Origin of the sequence: Cellulomonas pasadenensis (assembly GCF_047229365.1) — a bacterium.
Classification (GTDB): domain Bacteria; phylum Actinomycetota; class Actinomycetes; order Actinomycetales; family Cellulomonadaceae; genus Cellulomonas.
This window is the reverse complement of sequence record NZ_JBFTEP010000012.1, coordinates 21612-46156: the sequence shown is the minus strand read 5'-3', so window position 1 is coordinate 46156 and position 24545 is coordinate 21612. Positions and strand designations below refer to the sequence as shown.

Here is a 24545-nt window from a genome sequence, read left to right as displayed (position 1 = left end):
GAGACCGCGCAGGCGGGCTGGGTCGCCGGCCCGCGGCAGGACGTCGTCCTCGACCTGACCACGCTGTCGGCGGAGTGGGCCGCCCGCCCCGCCCGCCGCCCCGGGCAGGAGCAGCACGGTGTCGGGGACGAACGCGGCGGCGACGAGCACGCGACGACGGTAGCCGCACCGGGGCGCGCGGACGCACGCGTGGTCGTCGACGGCGGCCGGCGTCGGGAGGCCGCGCCGGCGGGACCGGTGCCCGTCCGGGCGGCGCCGGTCGCACCGTCGGTGCCGCCGGGTAGGGTCGTGCGCATGGTGTCGTTCGGGGATCGCGCACGCCGCTGGTGGGGGCGCGGACGGCCGAGGACGCGTGCCGAGGTGTCCGTGGCCCCGGTGGACGACGACGGCGAGCTGCACGCCCGCGTCGCGGCGCTGCTGGCCCGCGAGCTGGGCACCGCCGAGACCGGCGTCACCACGCCGGCGGCCGTCTCGCCCGCCCGTATCGCGGCGTGGATGACGGAGAACCACTTCAGCTACTTCGTGGACAACGACGGCGACCTCGGCGGGCTGTGGCGGGGACGGCTCTTCTACTTCTTCCTGTTCGGCGAGCAGGCGGAGATCCTCCAGGTGCGCGGGCAGTGGCACCGCGAGCTGGCGATCGAACGCCTCGAGGAGGTGCTCGACCTGTGCAACGAGTGGAACGCCGAGCGCATCTGGCCGAAGGCGTACGTCCGCGTGCGTGACAACGGGCGCGTGCACGTGGTGGCGGAGGTCGCCACCGACCTCGAGCACGGCGCGACCGACGCGCAGCTCAGCCAGATCCTGTTCTGCGGGCTGTCCACCGGCAGCATGCTCTTCGACGCGCTCGACGAGCGGTACCCGGACCCGGCGGGGGTCGCCCCGTGAGCGGGCCCGGGTGGCTGCTGCGGGTGCTCGGCGGGCTGCCGAAGCCGACCAAGCGGGAGCCGTCGGACGGCGAGCTGCCCCGCCTCCTCACGCGCGACCGCGTCGCCGACTACCTCCTGGCGCGCGGCTACCGGTTCGTCGTGGACGAGGACGGCGACCTCACGGGGACGTGGGACGGCAGCCGGTTCTGGTTCCTGCTGCTCGGCGAGCAGCAGGAGATCCTGCAGGTGCGCGGGCGCTGGCACCGCACGCTCCCGCTCGAGCAGCGGCGTGCCCTCGCGCTCGCCATCAACGACTGGAACCGCGAGCGGATCTGGCCGAAGGCGTACGTGCGCGAGGAGGACGGCGTGCTCGCCGTCTACGCCGAGGTCTCCGCGGACCTCGAGCCGGGGGTCACGGACGTGCAGCTCGCGCAGCTGCTGGCGTGCGGGCTCGGCACCGGCGTGCAGCTGTTCGCGGCGCTCGAGCCGGTCGTGCCCGGCGAGGGCGGCACGCCGCCGGACATCCCCGACAACTGACCGCGGGGCGCGGCGGCACCGACCGCCCGGTGGGCGCGGCGTGCCCGTGCCGCGTACCTGCGCCGAGCGCGGGCCGTCAGCGGACGGGCAGCCCGACCGACGGCAGCCCGAGGACGACCGGCCCGGTCGGCGCGGCACCCGTGCCGCAGCCGCCGCCCGCACCGCCGTGCGTGTGCTCCTCCGCGCCCGACGCCCGGCGCTCCCACGCGTCGCCGGCACGGGTGCGCCGCACGGCGAACGAGCCGCCGGTCAGCGCGGAGTCCGCGACGAGGTGGTGCGGCGCGGCGTGCGTGACGTCCACGGTGACGAGGTCGCCGGGGCGCGGCGCGGCGTCGGCGGGCAGGTCGGCGGGCAGCGACAGGTGGACGAGCCGGTTGTCGGCAGCGCGTCCCGACAGGCGCGCGGTGGCGCCGTCCTTGCGGCCCTCCCCCTCGGCGACGAGCACGTCGACGGTCCGCCCGACCTGCGCCTGGTTCTCCTCCCAGGAGATGCGCTCCTGCAGCGCGACCAGGCGCTCGTACCGCTCCTGGACGACAGCCTTCGGCAGCTGGTCGGGCAGGTCGGCCGCGGGCGTGCCCGGGCGCGGCGAGTACTGGAACGTGAACGCGGACGAGAACCGGGACGCCTCCACCACGCGCAGCGTCTCGGCGAAGTCCTCCTCGGTCTCGCCGGGGAACCCCACGATGATGTCGGTCGTGATCGCGGCGTCCGGGATCAGGGCGCGCACGCGGTCGAGGATGCCGAGGAACCGCTCGGACCGGTACGAGCGGCGCATCGCGCGCAGGACGCGGTCGGAGCCGGACTGCAGGGGCATGTGCAGCTGCGGCATGACCGTCGGCGTCTCCGCCATCGCGTGGACGACGTCGTCCGTGAACGCGGCGGGGTGCGGGGACGTGAACCGCAGCCGCTCCAGCCCGGGGACGGCGCCGGCCGCGCGCAGCAGCTTCGCGAACGCCTGCCGGTCGCCGAACTCCACGCCGTAGGAGTTCACGTTCTGCCCGAGCAGCGTCACCTCGATCGCGCCCTGGCCGACGAGCGCCTCCACCTCGGCGAGCACCTCGCCGGGCCGGCGGTCGCGCTCCTTGCCGCGCAGGTGCGGGACGATGCAGAAGGTGCACGTGTTGTTGCAGCCCACGCTGATGGACACCCACCCGGCGTAGACCGACTCGCGGCGCGTGGGCAGCGTCGAGGGGAAGACCTGCAGCGACTCGGCGATCTCGACCTCGGCGCGCGCGTTGTGCCGCGCGCGCTCCAGCAGGGTCGGCAGCACGTCGAGGTTGTGCGTCCCGAACACGACGTCGACCCACGGCGCGCGCTCGACGATGCCGGCGCGGTCCTTCTGCGCGAGGCAGCCGCCCACGGCGATCTGCATGCCGGGCCGCGACCGCTTCTGGCCCGCGAGCCGGCCGAGGTTGCCGTACAGCTTGTCGGCGGCGTTCTCGCGCACCGCGCACGTGTTGATGACGATGACGTCGACGTCCTCCGCCGCGGCGTCGGCCGCGGGCGCCGGCACGTAGCCGGCCTCCTCGAGCATGCCGGCCATGTGCTCCGAGTCGTGGACGTTCATCTGGCAGCCGAGCGTCTTCACCAGGTAGGTGCGCGCCGGCTGCGGCGGGGTCGCGGCCGCGAGGTCGGCAGCGGCGGGGGCCGGGGCGACGACGGGGGCGGGCAGGGTCGTGGACATCGCCCACCAGGGTACGTCGGCGCGTCGCCGGCCCGGTGCCGCCCCGCCCCGGGGCGTCGCGGCACGGTCGGACACATGACCAGGGCGTTACCGGTTCGTGACGTGCGACCGTGGCGGACGCAACACAGCACCCGTAGGTTCGGGGGATGGCCGACAGCACGACCGCCGAGCCCACCGCCCCGACGACCCGCCCGACCGGTGACCCGCTCATCGTCCTGTCCGGCGTGAACAAGCACTTCGGCAGCCTCCACGTGCTGCGCGACATCGACCTGACCGTGCACCGCGGCGAGGTCGTCGTCGTCATCGGCCCGTCCGGGAGCGGCAAGTCGACGCTCTGCCGGACCATCAACCGCCTCGAGACGATCGACGCGGGCACCATCACCATCGACGGCGAGCCGATCCCGGCCGAGGGGCGCGCGCTCGCGCGGCTGCGGGCCGACGTGGGGATGGTCTTCCAGTCGTTCAACCTCTTCGCGCACAAGACGGTGCTGGAGAACGTCACGCTGGGCCAGGTCAAGGCGAAGAAGGTGAAGCCCGCCGAGGCGCGCACGACGGCGATGGAGCTGCTCGAGCGCGTCGGCGTCGCCAACCAGGCCGACAAGTACCCGGCGCAGCTGTCCGGCGGCCAGCAGCAGCGCGTCGCCATCGCCCGCGCGCTCGCGATGCGCCCGAAGGCGCTCCTGTTCGACGAGCCGACCTCCGCGCTCGACCCGGAGATGATCAACGAGGTCCTCGACGTCATGGTCGGCCTCGCGCGCGACGGCATGACGATGGTCGTCGTCACCCACGAGATGGGCTTCGCACGGCGCGCGGCGCAGCGCGTCGTCTTCATGGACGCCGGCCAGGTCGTCGAGGAGGCGGACCCGGAGACGTTCTTCACCGCGCCCCGCAGCGAGCGGGCGCGCGACTTCCTGTCGAAGATCCTCACCCACTGACGCCGGGCCGGCGTGGCCGACCGGCCGCGCCGCCCGCACCACGGCACGACACGCCGGACCGTCCCTCCGGCGGCGCCACCCGCGCCGCCGCGACCGAAGGAGATGCACATGCGATCCGCTCGCACCGGGCTCATCGCCCTGCTGTCCGTGTCCACGCTCGCCCTCGCCGCCTGCTCCGGCGGCGGGGACGACGCCGTCGAGGCGGAGGAGACCACCGGCGGCGGCACCGCCAGCGAGGCGCCGGCCGACTTCCCGGAGGGCTCCACGATGGCGGCGCTCGCCGAGGAGGGCTCCATCACCATCGGCACGAAGTTCGACCAGCCGCTGTTCGGGCTGCGCGGGCCGGACGGCACGCCGACCGGCTTCGACGTCGAGATCGGCAAGATCATCGCCGGCAAGCTGGGCATCGCCGAGGACGACATCGAGTGGGTCGAGACGGTGTCGGCCAACCGCGAGCCGTTCATCCAGTCGGGCCAGGTGGACATCGTCATCGCGACCTACACGATCAACGACACCCGCAAGGAGGTCGTGTCGTTCGCGGGCCCGTACTACGAGGCCGGGCAGTCGATCCTCACGCTCACCGAGAACGAGGACATCCAGGGCCCCGACGACCTCGCCGGCAAGCGCGTCTGCACGGTCTCGGGCTCCACGCCCGAGGCGAACCTCATCGAGAACTACCCCGAGGCCGAGGTGCAGGCCCTGCAGGCGTACTCCGACTGCATCGAGCCGCTGCGCAACGGCCAGGTCGACGCGATCAGCACCGACAACGTGATCCTCGCCGGCTTCGCGGCGCAGAACCCGGACCTCGAGGTCCGCGGCGAGCCCTTCACCGAGGAGCCCTACGGCATCGGCCTGGCGCTCGACGACACCGACTTCCGCATGTGGATCAACGACGTCCTCGAGGAGAGCTTCGAGGACGGCAGCTGGGAGCAGGCCTGGACGGAGACGGCCGGCACGGTCCTGCCGACGCCGGAGCCCCCGGCCGTCGACCGCTACTGACACCCGCGGCCGGGGCGCCCGTCGTGGCGCCCCGGCCGTGACGTGCCCCACCGACCCTGCTCCCGGAGGACGTGCGTGGACCCCTCGGTCATCGCCGACAACATGCCGGCGTACCTCGCCGGTTTCCGCCTCAGCCTGCAGCTGACGCTCGTGGCGGGCGCCGGTGCCCTCGTCGTCGGCGCCCTCGTCGCGATGCTGCGCGTCTCGCCGCTCGGCTCGCTGCGCGCGTTCGGCGCCGTCTACACCGAGCTCCTGCGGAACACGCCGCTGACGCTCGTCTTCTTCTTCACCGTGTACGTGCTGCCGCAGTTCACGCCGTTCCGGCTGTTCGGCTACGCCGCCGCGGTGCTCGCGCTGACGCTGTACACGTCGGCGTTCGTGGCCGAGGCCGTCCGCTCCGGCATCAACTCCGTCGGCGTCGGCCAGGCCGAGGCGGCGCGCGCGATCGGGCTCACCTTCGGGCAGACGCTCACGTCGGTGGTGCTCCCCCAGGCCGTGCGGTCGGTGATCCCGCCGCTCATCAACGTGATCATCGCGCTCGCGAAGAACACGTCGGTCGCGGCGGGCTTCGCGGTGGTGGAGCTCATGGCGACCGGCCGCCGCCTGGCGCAAGGCAACCCCGCGGACTCGATCATGGTGCTGGTCGGCGTCGCGCTGTTCTACCTGGTCATCACCATCCCCGCCGGCCAGCTGGCCGGCGCCCTCGAGCGGAGGGTGGCGTTCGCCCGATGAGCTCCGTCCTGTACGACGTCCCCGGCCCGGCCGCCCGGCGGCGCGAACGCATCGGGTCGGTCGTCGCCGGCCTCCTGGTCCTCGTGGTCCTGGGCCTCGGCGCCTGGTACGCCGCCGGCCGCGGCGTCTTCGCCCCCGAGCGGTGGGCCGTGCTGCACGACCCGCCCATGGGCCAGTCCGCCGCCGACGTGTGGCGCAGCCTCCTCGTCACCGGCCTCGGCGCGACGCTGCGCGCCGCCGCGCTCGCGGCGCCGCTCGCGCTGCTCCTCGGGCTGCTGCTCGCGGTGTGGCGCACCACCCGCGTCGCGTGGCTGCGCTGGGTCGCCACCGCGGTGATCGAGCTGTTCCGAGGCCTGCCCGTGCTGCTCGTCATGCTGTTCGCCCTGCTCGCGTTCGGTTGGGACGCGTTCAGCGCCGTGGTGTTCGGGCTGGTCGTCTACAACATGGCGATCATCGCGGAGATCGTCCGCGCGGGGCTCGCGGCCCTGCCGAAGGGGCAGACCGAGGCCGGCCTCGCCGTCGGCCTCAGCCGCGCGCAGACGCTGCGCCTCGTGCTGCTGCCGCAGGCGCTGCGCACCATGCTGCCGAGCCTCGTCGCCCAGCTCGTGGTGCTGCTCAAGGACTCGTCGCTCGGCTTCATCGTCGGCTACGAGGAGCTGCTGAAGACGATCCAGAACAACACCTACTTCTTCGGCAACGCCTCGCTCGTCGCCCTGTTCACGGTGGGCGCCGGCGTCTACCTGCTGGTGAACATCACGCTGTCGCGCCTCGCGATGCGCCTGCAGGGGCGGTCGCGGCGCACGGCGGCGCCGCCGGAGATCGCCGCGACCGTCGGTGACGGCGCCACCGGGGCGACGACCGGACGCATCACCCCCTGACGCGGTGCCCGCGCGTGCGCGGCGGCGTCAGCCGGCCGTCGCGCTCGCGCGGAGCTCGCGGACGACGGTCACCTTGATCTCGCCCGGGTAGGTGAGGTCGGACTCGATGTGCCGGGCGATCGCCGTCGCGAGCTGCGGCAGGTCGCGGTCCGTCACCTCGTCCGGCTCCACGACGACGCGTACCTCCCGGCCGGCGGCCATCGCCAGCGCGCGGCGGACGCCGTCGTGCTCGGCGACGAGCGCCTCGAGGCTGCCCATGCGCTCGACGTACTGGTCGACGTCCTGGCGGCGGGCCGCCGGGCGGGACGCGGAGATCGCGTCGGCGGCCTGCACGAGCACCGCCTCGACGGTCGCGGGCGGCACCTCGTCGTGGTGCGCGGCGATGGCGTTGACGACCGCGTCCGACTCGCCACAGCGCCGCGCGAGGTCGGCACCGACGGCGGCGTGCGTGCCGGGGACCTCGGCGGTGAGCGCCTTGCCCAGGTCGTGCAGGAAGGCGCCACGGCGGGCGACGTCGACGTCGGCGCCGATCTCCGCCGCCATCGCGGCCGCCACCTGCGCGCTCTCCACGAGGTGCTCGAGGACGTTCTGCCCGTAGGACGTGCGCAGCCGCAGCCGCCCCATGGTCCGCACGACGTCGGGGTGCAGGCCGTCCACGCCGGCGCGCTCCGCGGCGTCGTGGCCGGCCGCGTCGTGGCGCTCGTCGGCGCCGGCGAGCGCCTCGGCGTACGCCGCCTCGATCCGCTGCGGGTGGATGCGGCCGTCGGCCATGAGCGTCTCGAGGGCGACCTGCGCGACCTCGCGCCGCTCGGCGTCGAACGAGGACAGCACCACGGAGTCGGGTGTCTCGTCGACGAGCACGTTCACGCCGGTGAGGGCCTCGAAGTGGCGGATGTTGCGCCCCTCCTTGCCGATGATCCGGCCCTTCATCTCGTCGGACGGCAGCGGCAGGATCGTCACGACGTGCTGCGCGCTGGTCGGCACGGCGAGGCGGTGCACGGCCGCGGTCACGATGCGGCGGGCGCGGGCGTCGGCGGTGCGGCGTGCGGTGGCCTCGACGCGACGGACCTGGGCGGCGGCGTCGTTGGCGGCCTGCTCGGCGATGCGGCGCGTCAGCTCGGCGCGCGCCTCCTCCTGGGTGAGCCCGCTGGTGGCCTCGAGCTCCTGCCGGGCCTCCTCGCGCGCGGCGACGAGCCGCGCGTTCGCCGCGCGCTCCGCGTCCGCGAGGGTGCGTGCGGCCGTGCGCTCGGCCTTGTCGACGGCGCGGGCGCCGGCGCGCTGCGCCTCGGCGAGGGCGTCGGCCTGCGCGCGGGTGCGGCGCTCGAGGTCGACGAGCTCGGACCGCTCCCCCGCCAGCTCGCGCTCCCGGTCGGCGATGCGCTGCTGGCGGCGCTCGGCATCGGCGAGCAGCGCGCGCGCCTCGTCCTTGATGCGGGCCACGTCCTCGCCGGCCTGCCGGCGCTGGGCGTCGGCCTCCCGGCGGGCCAGCATGACGAGCACGAGGGCGACGAGGCAGGCACCGAGCAGCCCCACGACGATGACGATCGCTGCCTGCTCCACGTGTCCTCCCGGACCGGCCGGCCGAGCGCCGACGGGGCCCCCATTGTCGCGCAGACCGGCCCGTGCGCCGACGCGCCGTGCCGTGGGCGCGGCTCGTCCACCCTCGCGCACGTCGGCGGGATGCCCGCACGCGACCTGCGGCGTCGCCTCGGTCAGCCCTCCGCGTCGGACCAGCGGGGGGCGTCGTCGGCGGCGCCCTCCACGGCGAGCGCCTCGCGCACCAGCCCGGCGACGAGCCCGGGCGGGTATCCCTTGCGCGCGAGCGCCGCGTACGTGCGGCGCACGCGCACCTCCGTCGCGAGGGACGCCGTGGCGCGCAGCTTCTTGGCGACGAGCTCGCGCGCGGCCTGCTCCTCGTCGTCGCCGTCGACCTCCTCGAGCGCGGCGGCGGCCGTCTCGTCGTCGATGCCCTTGCGGCGCAGCTCCGTGCCGAGCGCGCGGCGGGAGAGGCCTCGCTCGCGGTGCCGCGAGCGGACGAGCATCCGCGCGTACTCCTCGTCGTCGATCAGCCCCACCTCGGTGAAGCGGTCGAGGACGCGGACCGCGACCTCCTCCGGCACGTCGCGTCGCGCGAGCGCGTCCTCGAGCTGGGCGCGGCTGCGCGGCGCCGCGCTCAGCTGCCGCAGGACGATCGCGCGCGCCACCGACTCGGGGTCGGGCTCGGCGTCGGCGGCCGCGGCACCGTCCTCGGGCGGCTCGGGGGCGGGCCGGCCGCGGCGTCGTGCCGCCGCGGACCGGCCAACCCCGTCGCCCGTCCGCGGGCTCAGAAGTCGACCTCGGCCGGTGCGTCGACGCGCGCCCCGATACCGAGCTTCTCCTTGATCTTCTTGTCGATCTCCTCCGCCAGGTCGGGGTTGTCGCGCAGGAACCGACGCGCGTTCTCCTTGCCCTGGCCGAGCTGGTCGCCCTCGTACGTGAACCACGCACCCGACTTGCGGATGAACCCGTGCTCGACGCCGAGGTCGATCAGCGACCCCTCGCGGGAGATCCCCACGCCGTAGAGGATGTCGAACTCCGCCTGCTTGAACGGCGGCGCCATCTTGTTCTTCACGACCTTGACGCGCGTGCGGTTGCCGACCGCGTCGGTCCCCTCCTTGAGGGTCTCGATGCGGCGGATGTCCATGCGCACCGAGGCGTAGAACTTCAGGGCCTTGCCACCGGTGGTGGTCTCCGGGCTGCCGAAGAACACGCCGATCTTCTCGCGCAGCTGGTTGATGAAGATCGCCGTGGTGCCCGACGCGTTGAGGGCACCGGTGATCTTGCGCAGCGCCTGCGACATCAGACGGGCCTGCAGACCGACGTGCGAGTCACCCATCTCGCCCTCGATCTCGGCCTTCGGCACGAGCGCCGCGACCGAGTCGATGACGATGATGTCGATCGCGCCGGAGCGGATCAGCGTGTCCATGATCTCGAGCGCCTGCTCGCCGTTGTCCGGCTGGGCGACGAGGAGCGCGTCGGTGTCGACGCCGAGCTTCTTGGCGTACTCCGGGTCGAGCGCGTGCTCGGCGTCGATGAACGCCGCGATGCCGCCCGCCTTCTGCGCGTTGGCGACCGCGTGCAGCGCGACCGTCGTCTTGCCGGAGGACTCCGGCCCGTACACCTCGATGATGCGGCCCCGCGGGAGGCCGCCGATGCCCAGGGCCACGTCGAGGGCGACGGAGCCGGTGGGGATGACCTCGACCGGTGCGCGGCCGTCGTCACCGAGGCGCATCACCGATCCCTTGCCGAACTGGCGGTCGATCTGGCCGAGAGCGGCCTCGAGGGCCTTGGCGCGGTCCGGAGCGGGCATGTCTACCTCGTCGTGTTCGAGCAGCGTCGCGCTGCACCTGCGGGGACTGGTCCTTGTGTCGCAGGCGACGGTATGCCCGACCACCGACATCCCGGCCGGACGCCCCGTGACCCGTGGACGGCGGTGGTGCCGCGCGGGGCTGGGGACGGCTCGGTCGTCGTCACCTGCGACCACCATAGCCGAACAGGTGTTCGACCAGGCGTCGCGACACGCGGCGCGCCGCCGCACCGGCCCGGTCGGCGCCGACCTCGTGCGCGCCGGGCCCTCGCCGCGGGCCGTCAGCGCCGGCGCGGCGGTGCCTGCCGGTGCGGGTCGCTCCCCCACCGCCGGGACTCGGGCACGTCGAGCGCGTCGCACAGCGCGTGCCACACCGCCCGGGGCTCGACGCCCTCGGCGAGCGCCCGCGCACCCGTGCGGTTGCCGAGCGCGTCGAGGACGAGCTCGTCCATCATCAGGCGCCCCTGCACGGGCCCCAGGACGTCGTCGACCAGGTCGGTCAGCTCGCGGTACCTCACCCCACCAGCCTGCCACCGCCCGCGGCCGTCGGCGGCACCGGGCGGCACGGCGCGGCACCGGGCGGCACGGCGGTCGGCGGCGCCGGACGCGCCCCGCGCGGTTGTCGGACCCTGCCACCACAATGGCCCGGTGGTGCTCGACCGCTTCTCCGCCCCCACGCGCGACTGGTTCACCGGCGCGTTCGCGGCGCCGACCGCCGCGCAGGCGGGCGCGTGGGAGGCCGTCGCCGGCGGCGACCACGCGCTCGTCGTCGCGCCCACCGGCTCCGGCAAGACGCTCGCGGCCTTCCTCTGGGCGCTCGACGGCCTGCTCACGGGCGACCCGCCGGAGGACCCGGTGCAGCGCTGCCGCGTGCTCTACGTCTCGCCGCTCAAGGCCCTCGCCACCGACGTCGAGCGCAACCTGCGCTCGCCGCTCGTCGGCATCCGGCAGGCGGCGACGCGGCGCGGCCGCGACCTCCCCGACGTCACCGTGGGCATCCGCACGGGCGACACGCCACCGGCCGAGCGCCGCGCCTTCGCCACGACGCCGCCCGACATCCTCATCACGACGCCCGAGTCGCTGTACCTCGTGCTGACGTCGGCCGCGCGGGCCGGCCTGGCGGGCGTGCGGACGGTCGTGCTCGACGAGATCCACGCCGTCGTGGGCACCAAGCGCGGCGCGCACCTCGCCCTGTCCCTGGAGCGGCTCGACGCGCTGCTCGAGCGCGAGGGCGGGCCCGGGCCGGCGCAACGGGTCGGGCTGTCCGCCACCGTGCGCCCCGTCGACGCGGTCGCGTCGTTCCTGGGCGGCGCCCGGACCCCCGCCGACGGGGGCCGCCGCGTGACGGTCGTGCAGCCGCCGTCCCAGAAGGTCATCGAGGTCGACGTCGTCGTGCCGGTGCCCGACCTCGGCGACCTCGCGTCGGCCGCGCGGGGCAGCGGCCCGGCGCCCGGCGCGTCGGCCCCGGCGGACGACGGCGGGTTCGGCGACGGGGACCTCAGCGGGCGGGCCGACGGCACGCCGCGCGCGTCGATCTGGCCGCACGTCGAGGAGCGGGTCGTCGACCTGGTCGCGGCGCACCGCTCGACGCTCGTGTTCACCAACTCCCGCCGCGGCGCCGAACGGCTCACCGCGCGCATCAACGAGGTGTGGACCGAGCGGCAGGGCGTGGAGCTGCCCGACCCCGGGGCGCTGCAGCCGGCGGCCGCACCGGCGCAGAGCGGCACCGCGGTGGGCGTCGACACGCGCGACGCCGCCGCGATCGTCGCGCGCGCGCACCACGGGTCGATGAGCCGGGCGGAGCGCACGCGCACGGAGTCGGAGCTGAAGGCCGGGCGGCTGCCGGCGGTCGTCGCGACGAGCTCCCTCGAGCTCGGCATCGACATGGGCGCCCTCGACCTGGTCGTGCAGGTCGGCGCGCCGCCGTCCGTGGCGAGCGGGCTCCAGCGCGTCGGGCGCGCCGGCCACCAGGTCGGCGCGGTGTCCCACGGGGTCGTGTTCCCCACGTACCGGGGCGAGCTCGTGCCCGCGGCGGTGACCGCGCTGCGCATGCGGGCGGGCGAGCTCGAGGCGCTGCACGTGCCGACGAACCCGCTCGACGTGCTCGCCCAGCAGGTGGTCGCGATGGTCGCGGTGGAGGACTGGACGGTCGACGACCTCGCCCGGGTCGTGCGCCGCGCGGCGCCCTTCGCCACCCTCGGCGAGGCGACGCTGCGGGCCGTCCTCGACATGCTGGCCGGCCGGTACCCGTCGGAGGAGTTCGCCGAGCTGCGCCCGCGCGTCGTCTGGGACCGGGTCCGGGACGTGCTCAGCGGCCGCCCCGGCGCGCTGCGCCTCGCGGTCACGAGCGGCGGCACGATCCCGGACCGCGGCCTCTTCGGCGTCTTCCTCGCGGGCGACGGCGGCGCGTCCGACGTGCCCGCGGACGCCGAGCGCACGGGCGGCCGCCTGCGCGGCGGCAAGCGCGTCGGCGAGCTCGACGAGGAGATGGTCTACGAGTCCCGCGTCGGCGACACGTTCACGCTCGGGTCGAGCACGTGGCGCATCGAGGACATCACGCCCGACCGCGTGCTCGTCACACCGGCGCCCGGCGTGCCGGGGCGCCTGCCGTTCTGGAAGGGCGACGCGCCGGGCCGTCCCGCCGAGCTCGGCCGCGCCGTCGGCGCCTGGGTGCGCGAGGTGCTGGCGCTGCCCCCGGCGGGCGCGCGGGCACGCGTCGAGGGCGCCGGCCTGGACCCCTGGGCGGCGGACAACCTGCTGGCGTACGTGCGCGAGCAGCAGGAGGCGACCGGCCAGGTGCCGAGCGACACCGTGCTGGTCGTCGAGCGGTTCCGCGACGAGCTCGGCGACTGGCGCATCGTGCTGCACTCGCCGTACGGCGCGCGCGTGCACGCCCCGTGGGCCCTGGTGCTCGGTGCCCGGCTGCGCGAGCGCTACGGCGTCGACGCGGCCGTCATGCACGCGGACGACGGGATCGTGCTGCGCCTGCCCGACCTGCTGGACGGCGCCGGCGACCCGTGGGGCGACGCCCCGGCGGCGCCCGACGGGCCGGCCGTCCGCCTGGACGACCTGCTGCTCGACCCGGACGAGGTCGTCGCGTCGGTGCGGGACGAGCTCGGCGCGTCCGCGATGTTCGCGGCGCGCTTCCGCGAGGCCGCCGGCCGCGCGCTGCTGCTGCCGCGGCGCCGCCCCGACCGCCGGCAGCCGCTGTGGCAGCAGCGGCAGCGCTCGGCGCAGCTGCTGGGCGTCGCGTCGCGCTACCCCGACTTCCCGATCCTGCTCGAGGCCGTGCGCGAGTGCCTCCAGGACGACTTCGACACCGACGCGCTCGCGACGCTCATGCGCGACGTCGGCTCCGGTCGCGTGCGGGTGGTCGAGGTGACGACACCGCACCCCAGCCCGTTCGCCCAGTCCCTGCTGTTCGGCTACACCGCGCAGTTCCTCTACGAGGGCGACGCCCCGCTCGCCGAGCGGCGCGCCGCGGCCCTCACCCTCGACCCCACGCTGCTCGCGGAGCTGCTCGGTCAGGGCGGCGAGTCGCAGCTCGCCGACCTGCTCGACCCCGAGGCCGTCGAGCGGACGGAGGCGGAGCTGTCCGGCACGGCCCCCGACCGTCAGGCCGGGACGCTCGAGCAGGTCGCCGACGTGCTGCGCCGGCACGGCCCGCTCACCGCCGGCGAGGTCGCGGCGCGCACCCGGGCGGAGGCCCGCGCCGAGGTGCCGGGGTGGCTCGACGAGCTCGCAGCGGCCCGGCGCGCGATCCGGGTCCGCGTGGGCGGCCTGCCGCCCGACCGTGCCGACCAGTGGGCCGCCGTCGAGGACGCGGGCCGGCTGCGGGACGCGCTCGGTGTCGCGCTACCCGTCGGTGTCCCGGAGGTCTTCACCGAGGTGCTCCCCGACCCGCTGGGCGACCTGCTGCGCCGGCACGCACGCACGCACGGGCCGTTCCCCGCGTCGGCCGTCGCAGCCCGGTTCGGGCTGGGCGTCGCGGTGGTGACCGAGACGCTGCGCCGGCTGGAGGTGCAGGGCGTGCTCGTCCAGGGCCGGCTGCGGCCCGACGTGCTCGGCGGCACGGGCGACGAGTTCTGCGACGCGGACGTGCTGCGGACCCTGCGGCGGCGCTCGCTCGCCGCGCTGCGGGCGCAGGTCGAGCCGGTGGACCCGCAGGCCGTCGGCGTCTTCCTGCCGCGCTGGCAGGGCGTGCAGCCCAGCGGCCGGCGCGCGGCCGGCGGGTCGGGGCTGCGCGGCGTCGACGCGGTGGCGCGCGCCGTCGAGCAGCTCGCCGGGTTCGCCGTGCCGGCGTCGGCGCTCGAGACGCACGTCCTGCCCGCGCGCGTCCCGGACTACGCCCCGGCGATGCTCGACGAGCTCACCGCCGCCGGTGAGGTGCTCTGGGCCGGCCACGCGGCGCTGGCCGGCCACGACGGGCTCGTGTCGCTGCACCCGACCTCGGTCGCCGACCTCACGCTCGCGCCGGTCACCGACCTCGACGACCCCGACGCGCCCGCGTCCGGCCCGGTCCACCGCGCCGTGCTCGCGGCGCTCGAGGGCGGCGGTGCGTGGTTCCTCGGCCCGCTCGTCGAGCGCGTCACCGCCCTGTGGCTCCCGGCCGACGACGACGACGGCCCGCCCGCGGCGTCCGGCGTGCTGGACGCCCTGTGGGACCTCGTCTGGGCGGGCCGCGTCACCAACGACGGCCTGGGCCCGCTGCGGGCGTGGCTCGGCACCGGCAGCACCGCCCACCGGACGCGCTCGACGCCGGCGCGCGGACGCCCCCTGCGCCCGCGGCTCGGGCTGCGCGCCGGCGCACGGCTCGGCATGACGGGGCCGACCGCCGGGGCGGGCACCGGGGGCGTCCGGGCGCTCGGCGCGACGGCGGTGCAGGGCTCGGGTGCCGGTCGCTGGTCGTTGCTGCCCGCGCGGGAGCCCGACCCCACGGTGCGCGCGCACGCGCTCGCCGCCCAGCTCCTCGACCGGCACGGCGTGCTGACGCGCGCGGTCGCGCCGGCGGAGCAGGTCTCCGGCCGGTTCGCCGACGTCTACCGCGTCCTGTCCGCGCTCGAGCAGTCGGGGCAGGTGCGCCGCGGCTACTTCGTGGAGCGCCTCGGCGGCTCGCAGTTCGCGCTGCCCGGTGCCGTGGACCGGCTGCGCGTCGACGCCGAGGTTGTCGACCGGGCGCGCGAGCGCGCGACGCTGCGGCGCGAGCAGACCACGAGCGAGCTCGGCGCGCTCCTGCCCTGGCAGGAGGTGCCCGCCCCCGCGTGGTCGGCGCCCGCCGGTCCCGACGTGTGGGACCCGGCGGCGCAGGACGCCGCACCCGGCCCGGAGGGGCCCGGCCCGTGGGTCGTCGTCCTCGCGGCGACCGACCCGGCGAACCCGTACGGTGCGGCGCTGGCCTGGCCGGACCCGCCCGAGCAGGTCACCGTCCGGCACCGGCCCGGGCGCAAGGCCGGCGCGCTCGTCGTCCTCGTGGACGGCGCGCTCGTGCTCTACCTCGAGCGCGGCGGCCGCACGCTGCTCACCTTCTCGGACGACGCGGCGGTGCTCGGCGGGGCCGCGGACGCGCTCGTGGAGGCCGCCCGCCGCCGGCACGCCGGCCGCCTGACCGTCGGCCGGATCGACGGCGCGGAGGTGCTCTCGGGCGACGTGCTGTCCTCCGCGGCGGCCACGGCGCTCACCGGTGCCGGGTTCGTCACCACCCCGCGCGGCCTGCGTCTGCAGGCGTCGTGAGGCGCGGTCCCGTCCGCCCGGAGGTGCGCCGTGCCCGAGGGTGACGTCCTGCGCCGGACCGCCGCGCGCCTCGACCAGGCGCTCGCCGGGCAGCGGCTCGTGCGTTCCGACCTGCGGTGGCCGACCGCGGCGACGGTCGACCTGCGCGGCCGGACCGTCCTCGGCACGCGGCCGTACGGCAAGCACCTGCTCACCCGGTTCGACGACGGCACGACGCTGCACACCCACCTGCGGATGGACGGGTACTGGCGGGTCGCGCCGTCGGGCGAGCCCCGCGCCGCCGGTCGCTCGCCGTACGTGCGGGCCGTGCTCGCGGACGCGCGGTGGACCGCGCTCGGCCACCACATCGGCATGCTCGACGTCCTGCGCACCCGCGACGAGCGCACTCTCGTCGGCCACCTCGGCCCCGACGTCCTCGACGAGGACTTCGACGGCACGCCGGGCGTGCCGGTCGCCGGCCTGCCGGTGCACGACCTGCCGACGCCCGGCATCGAGGAGGCGCTCCGCCGCTGGGCGGCGCAGGGCGACCGGCCCGTGGGCGAGCTGCTGCTCGACCAGCGCGTCGTGGCCGGCATCGGGACGATCTTCATGGCCGAGTCGCTCTTCGTCGAGCGGTGGTGGCCGTTCACGCCGGCCGACGTCGTCGACGACCCGGCACGGATCCTGCGCACGGCCCGCGAGCTCATGCGCCGCTCGGTGGTGACGGGTCGCCCGGTCGAGGCCGTCCACGGCCGCGACCGGCGACCCTGCGTCCGCTGCGGCACACCGGTCCGCCGCGACGAGGTGGGGGTGCCGCCGATGCAGCGACCCGTGTTCTGGTGCCCGCGGTGTCAGGCGCGCGGGCGCGCGGTGCGGACCCCGGGGCGACCCGAGACCTGAACGCCCACGTCAGCCGACGGGGGCCAGCTCCGACCGGGACAGCGCCCAGCCGGCGTCCGACGGCCCGTCGACCGCGGCGGCCAGGTCGGCCGGCACCGTGTCCGGGACCAGGAGGCCCTCGGCGACGGCCACACGGTCGCTGACCTCGCGCAGCACGAGGGACAGCGGGACGTCGAGCGCGTCGCAGATGCTGCTCAGCAGCTCCGACGACGCCTCCTTCTGCCCGCGCTCGACCTCGCTCAGGTACCCGAGCGAGACACGGGCGGCCGAGGAGACCTCACGCAGGGTGCGGCCCTGGCGCTGGCGCGCGTCCCGCAGGACGTCGCCGATCTCTCGTCGCAGGACGACCATCTGGGCTCCCCCCTTCACGTCACGTCCTCGGTCACCGGGCGGGAACGCCGTGGGCGTCCCCGTCCCCTTGCCGGCGGTGGTCGCAGCCACCGCCCTTGCTGCCGCTCCCGGTCGGCGCGCGGCCGGAAGACGACCACCGTACCGCGCACCGCCGACGAGCGCGTCGGCTCCGCGCACAGGCGGTCGAGTGCTCATCACGTCCTCCCCAACGCGCGAGGCGGTGACGGTTGTTCCCGGCGCGGCGCCCGGGACGCGGATCTCAGGAGGCTCTCAGGACGTCGCGCCGCAGGACCCGCGCGGCAGGACCGCACCGCAGGACACGCGCCTCAGGACACGCGCCTCAGGATCCGGCACCGTCGGCGAGCACCTCGACCGCCAGGGCGAGCACGGCGGCCGTGGCGCCGGCGCGCACCGCGGCGCGGTCGCCGTCCAGGCGCAGCGCGCGGCTGACCGTGCCGGCGGCGCGAGCCACGGCGACGTGCACGGTCCCCGCCGGGTGCCCGTCCTGCGGGCCCGGGCCCGCGACACCGGTCGTCGCCAGCCCGACGTCCGCGCCGAGCCGCACCCGCACCCCGTCCGCCATCGCGCACGCGACGTCGCCGTCGACGGGTCCGCGCGCGGCGAGCAGGTCGCCGTCGACGCCGAGCACCGACGCCTTCAGGTCCGTCGCGTACGCGACGACCCCGCCGCGCAGGACCGCCGACGCACCAGGCACGTCGACGAGCGTCGCGGTGACCTGCCCACCGGTGAGCGACTCGGCGACGGCCAGCGACCAGCCGCGGGCCGCCAGCAGCGCGAGCAGCTCCCGCGCGGCGTGGGACGGCTCCGGTCCGTCGCTCACAGGCCGGCCGCGGGCGGGACGCCGGCTGCCCGGCGGATGCGCACGGCGGTGCGCACGTAGTCGAGCCCGGTGACGAGCGTGACGGCGACCGCGGCGGCCATCACGACGGCGGCGAGCCAGCCGACGGCGGCCGGGAGCGCGTCGAGCGGGAGCAGGTAGATGCCGATCGCGACCGACTGCAGGACCGTCTTCAGCTTGCCGCCGCGGGACGCGGGCAGGACGACGTAGCGCAGCAGGAGGAAGCGCATCACCGTGATGCCGAGCTCCCGCACGAGGATCACGGCCGTGACGGCCCACCACAGCTCGCCGAGCCAGGACAGCAGCACGAGCGCCGTCCCGACGAGCAGCTTGTCCGCGATGGGGTCGAGCAGCTTGCCGAGGTCGGTGACCTGCCCGGAGCGGCGTGCGAGCCAGCCGTCGAGGCGGTCGGTCAGCGCGGCGACGGCGAACAGCGCGGCGGCGAGGAGACGCCCGCCGACGGTGTGACCGCCGTCGAGCAGGAGGACCACGGCGAACACCGGCACGACGGCGATGCGGAGCATCGTGACGACGTTCGCCGGCGTCCACACGGAGGCAGCGACGTCGACCACGGGTCACAGCCTAGGGCCGCGTGCGCGGTGCTCCCGCCCGGGGCCGCTTCCCGCGGTCGCGTCCGGGCGACACGGCGGGCGCGTCACACGGGCGGCTGCGCCGCGCCGTACAGCCACCCCTGCCCGTACCGCCAGCCGCTGCGGCGCAGGTGCGTCGCCTGCTCCTCGTGCTCGATGCCCTCGGCGATCGTCACCATCGCGAGCTCGCGGGCGAGCGCACCGAGGGCGCGCACGACCTTGCCGGCGGTCGGGTCGTGCGGGATGCCGGACGTGAAGGACATGTCGAGCTTGACGCCGGCCACGGGCAGGTCGCGCAGGTACGACAGGGGCGACACGCCCGTGCCGAAGTCGTCGAGCAGGATCGGCACGCCGGCGGCCGACAGCTGCGTGAGCTCGTGCCGGATCCGCGTGCCCGACGCGACGAGGCTCGACTCGGTGAGCTCGAGGACGAGACGGCCGGGCGCGACGCGGTGGCGCGACAGCTCCGCGAGCAGCCGCGTGGCGAGCTCGCCGTCGCCGAGCTGGTCGGCCGAGACGTTGACGGACACCCACCGGCCGTCGTCCGTGGTCCGCGCGAGGTGCTCGACGACGCGCGTCGCGACGAGCTGCCCCAGCAGCACCGACACCCCGGCCTCCTGCGCGTGCGGCAGGAACGCCCCGGGCAGGAGGAGCCCGCGGTACGGGTGCTGCCAGCGCACGAGCGCCTCGTACCCGACGACGTGCCCGTCGGACAGGTCGACGATCGGCTGGTAGTGGACGACGAGCTGGTCCTCCTCGACCGCCCGGACCAGCTCGCGGTGCAGGGTCGTGGCGGTCGACAGGCCCATCGACGGGTCGTACACCTCGGTGCGGCCGCGCCCGGCCGCCTTGGCGCGGTACAGCGCGGTGTCCGCGGCGGCCAGCAGCGTCGGCGCGCCCGCCTCGACCAGCGCGGCGTCGGCGAGCGCGACGCCCACGCTCGCGGCGACCGGCGTGCGCCGCCGCCCGACCCGCAGCGGCTCGCGCAGGCCGGCGTGGATCTGGTTCGCGACCTCGAAGACCGCCTTCGCGGCGTCCTGCTCCTGCACGACCACGACGAACTCGTCGCCGCCGAGCCGGGCCACCGTGCCGCTCGTCCCGGTCGCGGCCCGCAGCACGCCCGCGACGTGCACGAGCAGCTCGTCGCCCGTCGCGTGCCCGTACCGGTCGTTGATCTCCTTGAACCCGTCGAGGTCGCACGCCAGCACGGCCGTCCGGTCGACGGCGCCGGGCTGCTCGAGCGCCGCCTGCAGCACCTCCTGCAGCAGCGTGCGGTTGGCGAGCCCGGTGAGCGGGTCGTGCATGGCCCGGTGGGTGAGCATCTCGGCCTGCAGGCGCGACTCCGTGGCGTCGCGCACCTGCACCACGACGTGGTCGGGCCGGCCGTCGGGCTCGCGCACCAGCGCCGCGTCGAGCACCACCCACACCAGTTGCCCGTCCGCGCGCCGGCAGCGCATCTCGAGCGAGAACCGGTGCTGCTCGCCGCCGAGGAGCCGGTCGAGCTGCTGACGCTGCGCGGCGCGGTCCTCCGGCGCCGTGAGCTCGTCGACGCGGTACCCGCGCAGGGCGGCCGCGTGCGTGCCGAGCAGCTCGGCGAGCGCCACGTTGGCCTCGGTGACGCGCCAGTCGAGGTCGACGAGCGCCATGCCGATCGGCGCGTTCTCCATCGCGACGCGGAACTGCGTCTCGCTGCGCGACAGGGCCACCTCGACCTCGCGACGCACCGTGACGTCGACGAGCGTGGTGAGGACCGTCGGCGGCGCACCCCCGCCCTCGGCGACGAGCTGCGCCGCCACCCGCACGAGGCGTGGGCGCTCGTCGTGCCCGGGCCGCACGACGCCGACGACGAGCGGCTCGGCGTCCTCGCCGCGCAGGCCCAGGACGGACACGGGGCTGACGGCCAGTCCGCGCTCGTCGACGAGCGCGAGCGGCAGCTCGGCGACGCGCCGCCCCACCGCGTCGGCGCGCCCCACCCCGAGGATGGCGGCCGCGCGGTCCGACAGGTCCAGCACCCGACCGTCGGCCGACTGCACGAGCACGCCCTCGCGCGTCACCGTCTGCAGCGCGTCGTACCGTCGGCGCAGCTCCTGCGCGGTGCCCAGCAGCCCGGTCGCGCGCCGGCGCTGCGTCCGCTCCCGGTGCAGCAGGACGAGGACGGCGATGAGCGCGGCCACCGCGACGGCCGCGATGACCGTGCTCACGACGCCGAGGGGCGCCACGGACCCGGTGCCCACGCCCGGTCAGTCGGCGCCGGGACCGTGCCCGGCGTCGTCCTCCTCGAGGTCGTCCGGCAGGTCCGCGTCGTCAGCGCCGCCCGGGTCGCCGCGCAGCAGCGCGAGCGTGCCCGGCAGGTCGTCCGGCTGCACGAGCACCTCGCGCGCCTTCGAGCCCTCGGAGGGCCCGACGATCTCGCGGGACTCGAGCAGGTCCATGAGCCGGCCGGCCTTGGCGAACCCGACGCGCAGCTTGCGCTGCAGCATCGACGTCGACCCGAACTGCGTCGTCACGACGAGCTCCGCCGCCTGCAGCAGCAGGTCGAGGTCGTCGCCGATGTCGTCGTCGACCTGCTTCTTCGCGGCCTGCACGGTGACGTCCTCGCGGTACACCGGCTTCAGCTGACCCTTGACGTGCTCGACGACCGCGTGGATCTCCGACTCGGACACCCACGCACCCTGCGTACGCATCGGCTTGGCCGCGCCCATGGGGAGGAAGAGCGCGTCACCCTGGCCGATGAGCTTCTCGGCGCCCGGCTGGTCGAGCACGACGCGGGAGTCGGTGAGCGAGCTCGTCGCGAACGCGAGCCGCGATGGCACGTTGGCCTTGATGAGACCGGTGACGACGTCGACCGACGGGCGCTGCGTCGCGAGCACGAGGTGGATGCCGGCGGCGCGCGCGAGCTGCGTGATGCGCTGGATCGACGCCTCGACGTCGCGCGGCGCGACCATCATGAGGTCGGCGAGCTCGTCGACGATCACGAGCAGGTACGGGTACGTCGCGATCTTGCGCTCGGAGCCCGGCAGCGGCTTGACCTTGCCGATGCGGACCGCGGCGTTGAAGTCGTCGATGTGCTTGTACCCGAACATCGCGAGGTCGTCGTACCGCGCCTCCATCTCCTTCACCACCCACTCGAGGGCCTCGGCGGCCTTCTTGGGGTTCGTGATGATGGGCGTGATGAGGTGCGGGATGCCCTCGTACAGGGTCAGCTCGACGCGCTTCGGGTCGACGAGGATCATCCGGACCTCGTCGGGCGTGGAGCGCATGAGGATCGACACGATCATCGAGTTGACGAACGACGACTTGCCCGCGCCGGTGGCGCCCGCGACGAGCAGGTGCGGCATCTTCGCCAGGTTCGCGACGACGTACCCGCCCTCGACGTCCTTGCCGACGCCGATGACCATCGGGTGCTCGGTGCGCTTCGCGGCGCTCGAGCGCAGCACGTCGCCGAGCGCGACCGTCTCGCGGTCGGTGTTGGGGATCTCGATGCCGATCGCCGACTTGCCGGGGATCGGCGACAGGATGCGCACGTCCGCGCTCGCGACCGCGTAGGCGATGTTCTTGCTCAGCGCCGTCACGCGCTCCACCTTGACGCCCTGCCCGAGCTCGACCTCGTACCGCGTGACCGTCGGGCCGCGCGTGAAGCCGGTGACCTGCGCGTCGATCTGGAACTGCTCGAGCACGTTCGTGAGCGAGTCGACGACCCGGTCGTTCGCGGCCGAGCGCACTTTGTGCGGCGCGCCCTTGGCGAGCGCGTCCTCGGTGGGCAGGACGTAGACGACGTCGCCCTCGAGCATCGGCTGCTCGCCGCGCGGCACGCCCGTGGGGCGCGGGGCCGCGAGCTCGGTCCCGACGTCGGTGCCGACGGACGTGCCGACCGCGGCGACGGCCGCGGTGGGCGCCGTCGGGGGCGCCGGGTCCATGCGCGCCGTGGGGGCGTCGTCGAGGTCGTCCGGCGCGGCCGCGCCCACGGTGCGGTCGACGACGGCCGCGCGCTCGAACGCCTCGTCGCCGACGTACTCGTCGAGGCGGTCGTCGTCGGGGTCCGGGGGCTCCTGCGCGCGGGGCTTGCGCGTGAGCAGGCGGGGCTTGCGCCGCGGCTTCTCGACCGGCTCGGGCCGCGCGCTGTGCAGCGCCTCGATGACGAGCGGCGCGTCGTCGTCCTCGTCGGGCGCGACGGGCCCGTCGGGCTGGCCGGTGAGCCGTCGGTACAGCGCGGCCAGCCGCGGACCGATCTGGTGCACGGGCGTCGCCGTGACCACGAGGACGCCGAAGAACGCGAGGATGCCGAGCAGCAGGCCCGCGACGACCGGCGTGAGCAGCGTCGCGAGCGGCGTGCCGACGCCGAAGCCGACGACACCCCCGGCGTCGCGGAGCGCCGCCATGTCGTCGGTGCCGGGGCGCCCGTGCGCGATGTGCACGATCGAGCAGACGGCGACCGTGATCGCGGTGAGACCGATGCCGATGCGCGAGTTGGCCTGCGCCCGCTCGGGGTGACGCATGAGCCGCACGGCGACGCCGAGCAGCACGACGGGCACGACCACGCCGACGACGCCGAACGTGCCGGCCACGACGTTGTGCACGACGTCGCCGGCCGTGCCGGACAGGTCCCACCACTCGCGCGCCGCCACGACGACGGCGAGCGCGAGCAGCGTGAACGCGACGCCGTCGCGGCGGTGGGCGGGGTCGAGGTCGCGCGCGCCGCGGCCGATGCGCCGGGCGGTGCCGCCCACGAGGTGCGCACCGCCCATCCAGATGCCGCGCACGATGCGCAGCGGGAGGGCGGGCTGTCGCGGCGGGGCCGGTGCACGACCGGCGGGTCGCGTCGCGCCGCCGCGCGTGGTGCCCCGCGACGACGTCGAGCCGCCGGCGCGCGTCGAGCGCGCGGGGGTCGGGGTCGTACGGGTCGCCATGGTCCTCACGGTAGCCGCCCGGGCCGCGCTCCCCCGGCTGCCGGGCACCGTGTCGCCCGCCGGGCTCGTGGCCCGCCGCACCGTCGGCCGCGCCGACGGCCGTCGTGTCACCCGCGCAGCAGCCCGACGCCGAGGGTGACGACCCCGCCCGCGAGCGCGAGCGCGCCGAGCGGCAGGAGCACGACGAGCCGGTTGGGCCGTGTCCGGCCGGCCCCGGCGGCGGAGAGGAAGAAGCCGGCGGGCAGCAGGACGGCGGCCACGAGCACGCCCGTCTGCGCGAGCCAGCGCCACCCGCCGGAGAGCGACGTCGCCTCGCCCAGCAGGAGGCACACCAGCCCGAGCGTCACGAGGACGCCCGCGTGCGCGTGCCCCGCGCGGAAGAACGCGCGCTGGAAGTCGGTCGCGGGCACGCGACCGGTGACGACGCGGACGAGGAACCAGCCCCCCGACTCGACGGCGACGACGGTGAGGGCGACGGCACCGGCGGTGGTGCGCGCGGCCTCGGTGAGCTCGAGCATGGCGGCCTCCAGTTTGGTAACGGTGTTATGGAACATCGTCACAGAACTCCGCGTCAAGACGTACGCTCTGTCCGTGCCCCGTCCCCGCGTCCACGACGACGCCCTGCGCGACCGACTGCTCGCCGAGTCCACGCGCGTCGTCGCGGAGGCGGGACCGGCGGCGCTCACCGTGCGCGACGTCGCGACTCGCGCGGGCACCTCGTCGAGCGCGGTGTACGCCCTGTTCGGCGGCCGCGAGGCCCTGCTGCGGGCCGTCGGCGACCGCGCGGCGGACCGGTTCGCGGAGCACCTGCGCGTCGCCGGCCGCACGGGCGACCCCGACCGCGACCTGCTCGCGCTCGGCGTCGCCTACCGCGGCTTCGCCCTCGCCGAGCCGCACACGTACCGCGTGATGTTCGCCCGGGCCGGCGTCGGCGTGAGCCACCCCGGCAGCGCACCGGTCACTGCGGCGCCCACCTTCCGCGTCCTGCACGACGCCGTCCGGGACGCGCTCCGGTCGGGCGCGGCCGCCGGCGGCTACCCCGCGGCGGCCGGCCCCGACGACGCGGTGCGCGGCGCCACGCACGTCTGGGCCCTCGCGCACGGCTGGGTGACCCTGGAGCTCGACGGGCTCCTGCCGTGGCCGGCGGACGAGCGCGACGCGCGCTACGTCGCCGCGCTGCGGGCAGCGGGTCCCGGGCTGCTCGGCCCGCCGCCCGCCTGAGGACGGGCGCGACCCGCGGGCACCACCT

At 75.8% G+C, this 24545-nt stretch carries 20 protein-coding genes; 9 read left to right on the top strand and 11 right to left on the bottom strand.

What is annotated here, in order from left to right:
• Window positions 1-375: 375 nt before the first annotated feature.
• Both AB6N23_RS03400 and AB6N23_RS03395 read left to right on the top strand, forming a co-directional pair.
• A complete protein-coding gene (locus tag AB6N23_RS03400) occupies window positions 376-888 on the top strand; it encodes a type III secretion system chaperone family protein (RefSeq protein WP_412864690.1) in 513 nt (170 codons plus the stop codon).
• On the top strand, window positions 885-1406 hold the full coding sequence (locus tag AB6N23_RS03395; protein WP_412864687.1) for a type III secretion system chaperone family protein: 522 nt from the start codon (window positions 885-887) through the stop codon (window positions 1404-1406). Before AB6N23_RS03400 ends, AB6N23_RS03395 begins: the two co-directional genes overlap by 4 nt.
• 76 nt (window positions 1407-1482) lie before the next feature.
• Here AB6N23_RS03395 and miaB read toward each other — a convergent pair whose 3' ends face one another.
• A complete protein-coding gene (gene miaB / locus AB6N23_RS03390; RefSeq protein ID WP_412864686.1) occupies window positions 1483-3090 on the bottom strand; it encodes a tRNA (N6-isopentenyl adenosine(37)-C2)-methylthiotransferase MiaB in 1608 nt (535 codons plus the stop codon).
• Window positions 3091-3236: 146 nt separating this feature from the next.
• On the opposite strand from miaB, the gene AB6N23_RS03385 reads away from it, so the two are divergent.
• The 4 genes from AB6N23_RS03385 (at window position 3237) to AB6N23_RS03370 (ending at window position 6634) form a co-directional block, all read left to right on the top strand.
• Window positions 3237-4025 carry an amino acid ABC transporter ATP-binding protein gene (locus AB6N23_RS03385; protein ID WP_378205456.1) on the top strand — a complete coding sequence of 263 codons (789 nt, stop codon included), beginning with the start codon at window positions 3237-3239 and terminating at the stop codon, window positions 4023-4025.
• Window positions 4026-4133: 108 nt separating this feature from the next.
• Window positions 4134-5024 carry a glutamate ABC transporter substrate-binding protein gene (locus AB6N23_RS03380; RefSeq protein ID WP_412864685.1) on the top strand — a complete coding sequence of 297 codons (891 nt, stop codon included), beginning with the start codon at window positions 4134-4136 and terminating at the stop codon, window positions 5022-5024.
• 102 nt (window positions 5025-5126) lie between these two features.
• Complete coding sequence (locus AB6N23_RS03375) at window positions 5127-5756, top strand: amino acid ABC transporter permease (RefSeq protein ID WP_412864689.1); 630 nt, start codon at window positions 5127-5129, stop codon at window positions 5754-5756.
• Window positions 5753-6634: an amino acid ABC transporter permease gene (locus AB6N23_RS03370; protein ID WP_412864684.1), complete on the top strand. Its 882-nt coding sequence runs from the start codon at window positions 5753-5755 to the stop codon at window positions 6632-6634. The genes AB6N23_RS03375 and AB6N23_RS03370 overlap by 4 nt, the downstream gene beginning before the upstream one ends.
• Before the next feature lie 27 nt (window positions 6635-6661).
• Here AB6N23_RS03370 and rny read toward each other — a convergent pair whose 3' ends face one another.
• The 4 genes from rny to AB6N23_RS03350 form a co-directional block, all read right to left on the bottom strand.
• Entirely contained in the window at window positions 6662-8194 is a 1533-nt protein-coding gene (rny, locus tag AB6N23_RS03365; RefSeq protein WP_412864683.1) for a ribonuclease Y, read from the bottom strand.
• Between the two features lie 152 nt (window positions 8195-8346).
• Window positions 8347-8838, bottom strand: a complete 492-nt coding sequence (locus AB6N23_RS03360) for a regulatory protein RecX (protein ID WP_412864682.1) — start codon at window positions 8836-8838, stop codon at window positions 8347-8349.
• 119 nt (window positions 8839-8957) lie between these two features.
• Entirely contained in the window at window positions 8958-9983 is a 1026-nt protein-coding gene (gene recA, locus AB6N23_RS03355) for a recombinase RecA (RefSeq protein ID WP_378206475.1), read from the bottom strand.
• A gap of 278 nt (window positions 9984-10261) precedes the next feature.
• A complete protein-coding gene (locus AB6N23_RS03350; protein WP_378206471.1) occupies window positions 10262-10498 on the bottom strand; it encodes a DUF3046 domain-containing protein in 237 nt (78 codons plus the stop codon).
• A 130-nt stretch (window positions 10499-10628) separates the two neighbouring features.
• Here AB6N23_RS03350 and AB6N23_RS03345 point away from each other — a divergent pair, with 130 nt between their 5' ends.
• On the top strand, window positions 10629-15710 hold the full coding sequence (locus AB6N23_RS03345) for an Lhr family helicase (protein ID WP_412864681.1): 5082 nt from the start codon (window positions 10629-10631) through the stop codon (window positions 15708-15710).
• Between the two features lie 30 nt (window positions 15711-15740).
• Window positions 15741-16589, top strand: coding sequence for a DNA-formamidopyrimidine glycosylase family protein (locus tag AB6N23_RS03340; RefSeq protein ID WP_412864680.1), 849 nt, complete (start codon window positions 15741-15743; stop codon window positions 16587-16589).
• Between the two features lie 9 nt (window positions 16590-16598).
• On the opposite strand, the gene AB6N23_RS03335 is transcribed toward AB6N23_RS03340, so the two are convergent.
• The 6 genes from AB6N23_RS03335 to AB6N23_RS03310 form a co-directional block, all read right to left on the bottom strand.
• Window positions 16599-16940 carry a helix-turn-helix domain-containing protein gene (locus tag AB6N23_RS03335; protein ID WP_135972540.1) on the bottom strand — a complete coding sequence of 114 codons (342 nt, stop codon included), beginning with the start codon at window positions 16938-16940 and terminating at the stop codon, window positions 16599-16601.
• Between the two features lie 340 nt (window positions 16941-17280).
• Window positions 17281-17781 carry a CinA family protein gene (locus AB6N23_RS03330; protein ID WP_412864679.1) on the bottom strand — a complete coding sequence of 167 codons (501 nt, stop codon included), beginning with the start codon at window positions 17779-17781 and terminating at the stop codon, window positions 17281-17283.
• Entirely contained in the window at window positions 17778-18371 is a 594-nt protein-coding gene (pgsA, locus tag AB6N23_RS03325) for a CDP-diacylglycerol--glycerol-3-phosphate 3-phosphatidyltransferase (RefSeq protein ID WP_412864678.1), read from the bottom strand. Before pgsA ends, AB6N23_RS03330 begins: the two co-directional genes overlap by 4 nt.
• A gap of 83 nt (window positions 18372-18454) precedes the next feature.
• Window positions 18455-20590 (bottom strand): putative bifunctional diguanylate cyclase/phosphodiesterase, encoded by a 2136-nt coding sequence (locus AB6N23_RS03320; protein ID WP_412864677.1) that lies wholly within the window; start codon window positions 20588-20590, stop codon window positions 18455-18457.
• Window positions 20591-20629: 39 nt separating this feature from the next.
• Window positions 20630-23296 carry a DNA translocase FtsK gene (locus tag AB6N23_RS03315; protein ID WP_412864676.1) on the bottom strand — a complete coding sequence of 889 codons (2667 nt, stop codon included), beginning with the start codon at window positions 23294-23296 and terminating at the stop codon, window positions 20630-20632.
• Window positions 23297-23403: 107 nt separating this feature from the next.
• Window positions 23404-23850: a hypothetical protein gene (locus AB6N23_RS03310; RefSeq protein ID WP_412864688.1), complete on the bottom strand. Its 447-nt coding sequence runs from the start codon at window positions 23848-23850 to the stop codon at window positions 23404-23406.
• Between the two features lie 37 nt (window positions 23851-23887).
• Here AB6N23_RS03310 and AB6N23_RS03305 point away from each other — a divergent pair, with 37 nt between their 5' ends.
• Window positions 23888-24517: a TetR/AcrR family transcriptional regulator gene (locus tag AB6N23_RS03305; protein WP_412864675.1), complete on the top strand. Its 630-nt coding sequence runs from the start codon at window positions 23888-23890 to the stop codon at window positions 24515-24517.
• Window positions 24518-24545 lie beyond the last annotated feature (28 nt).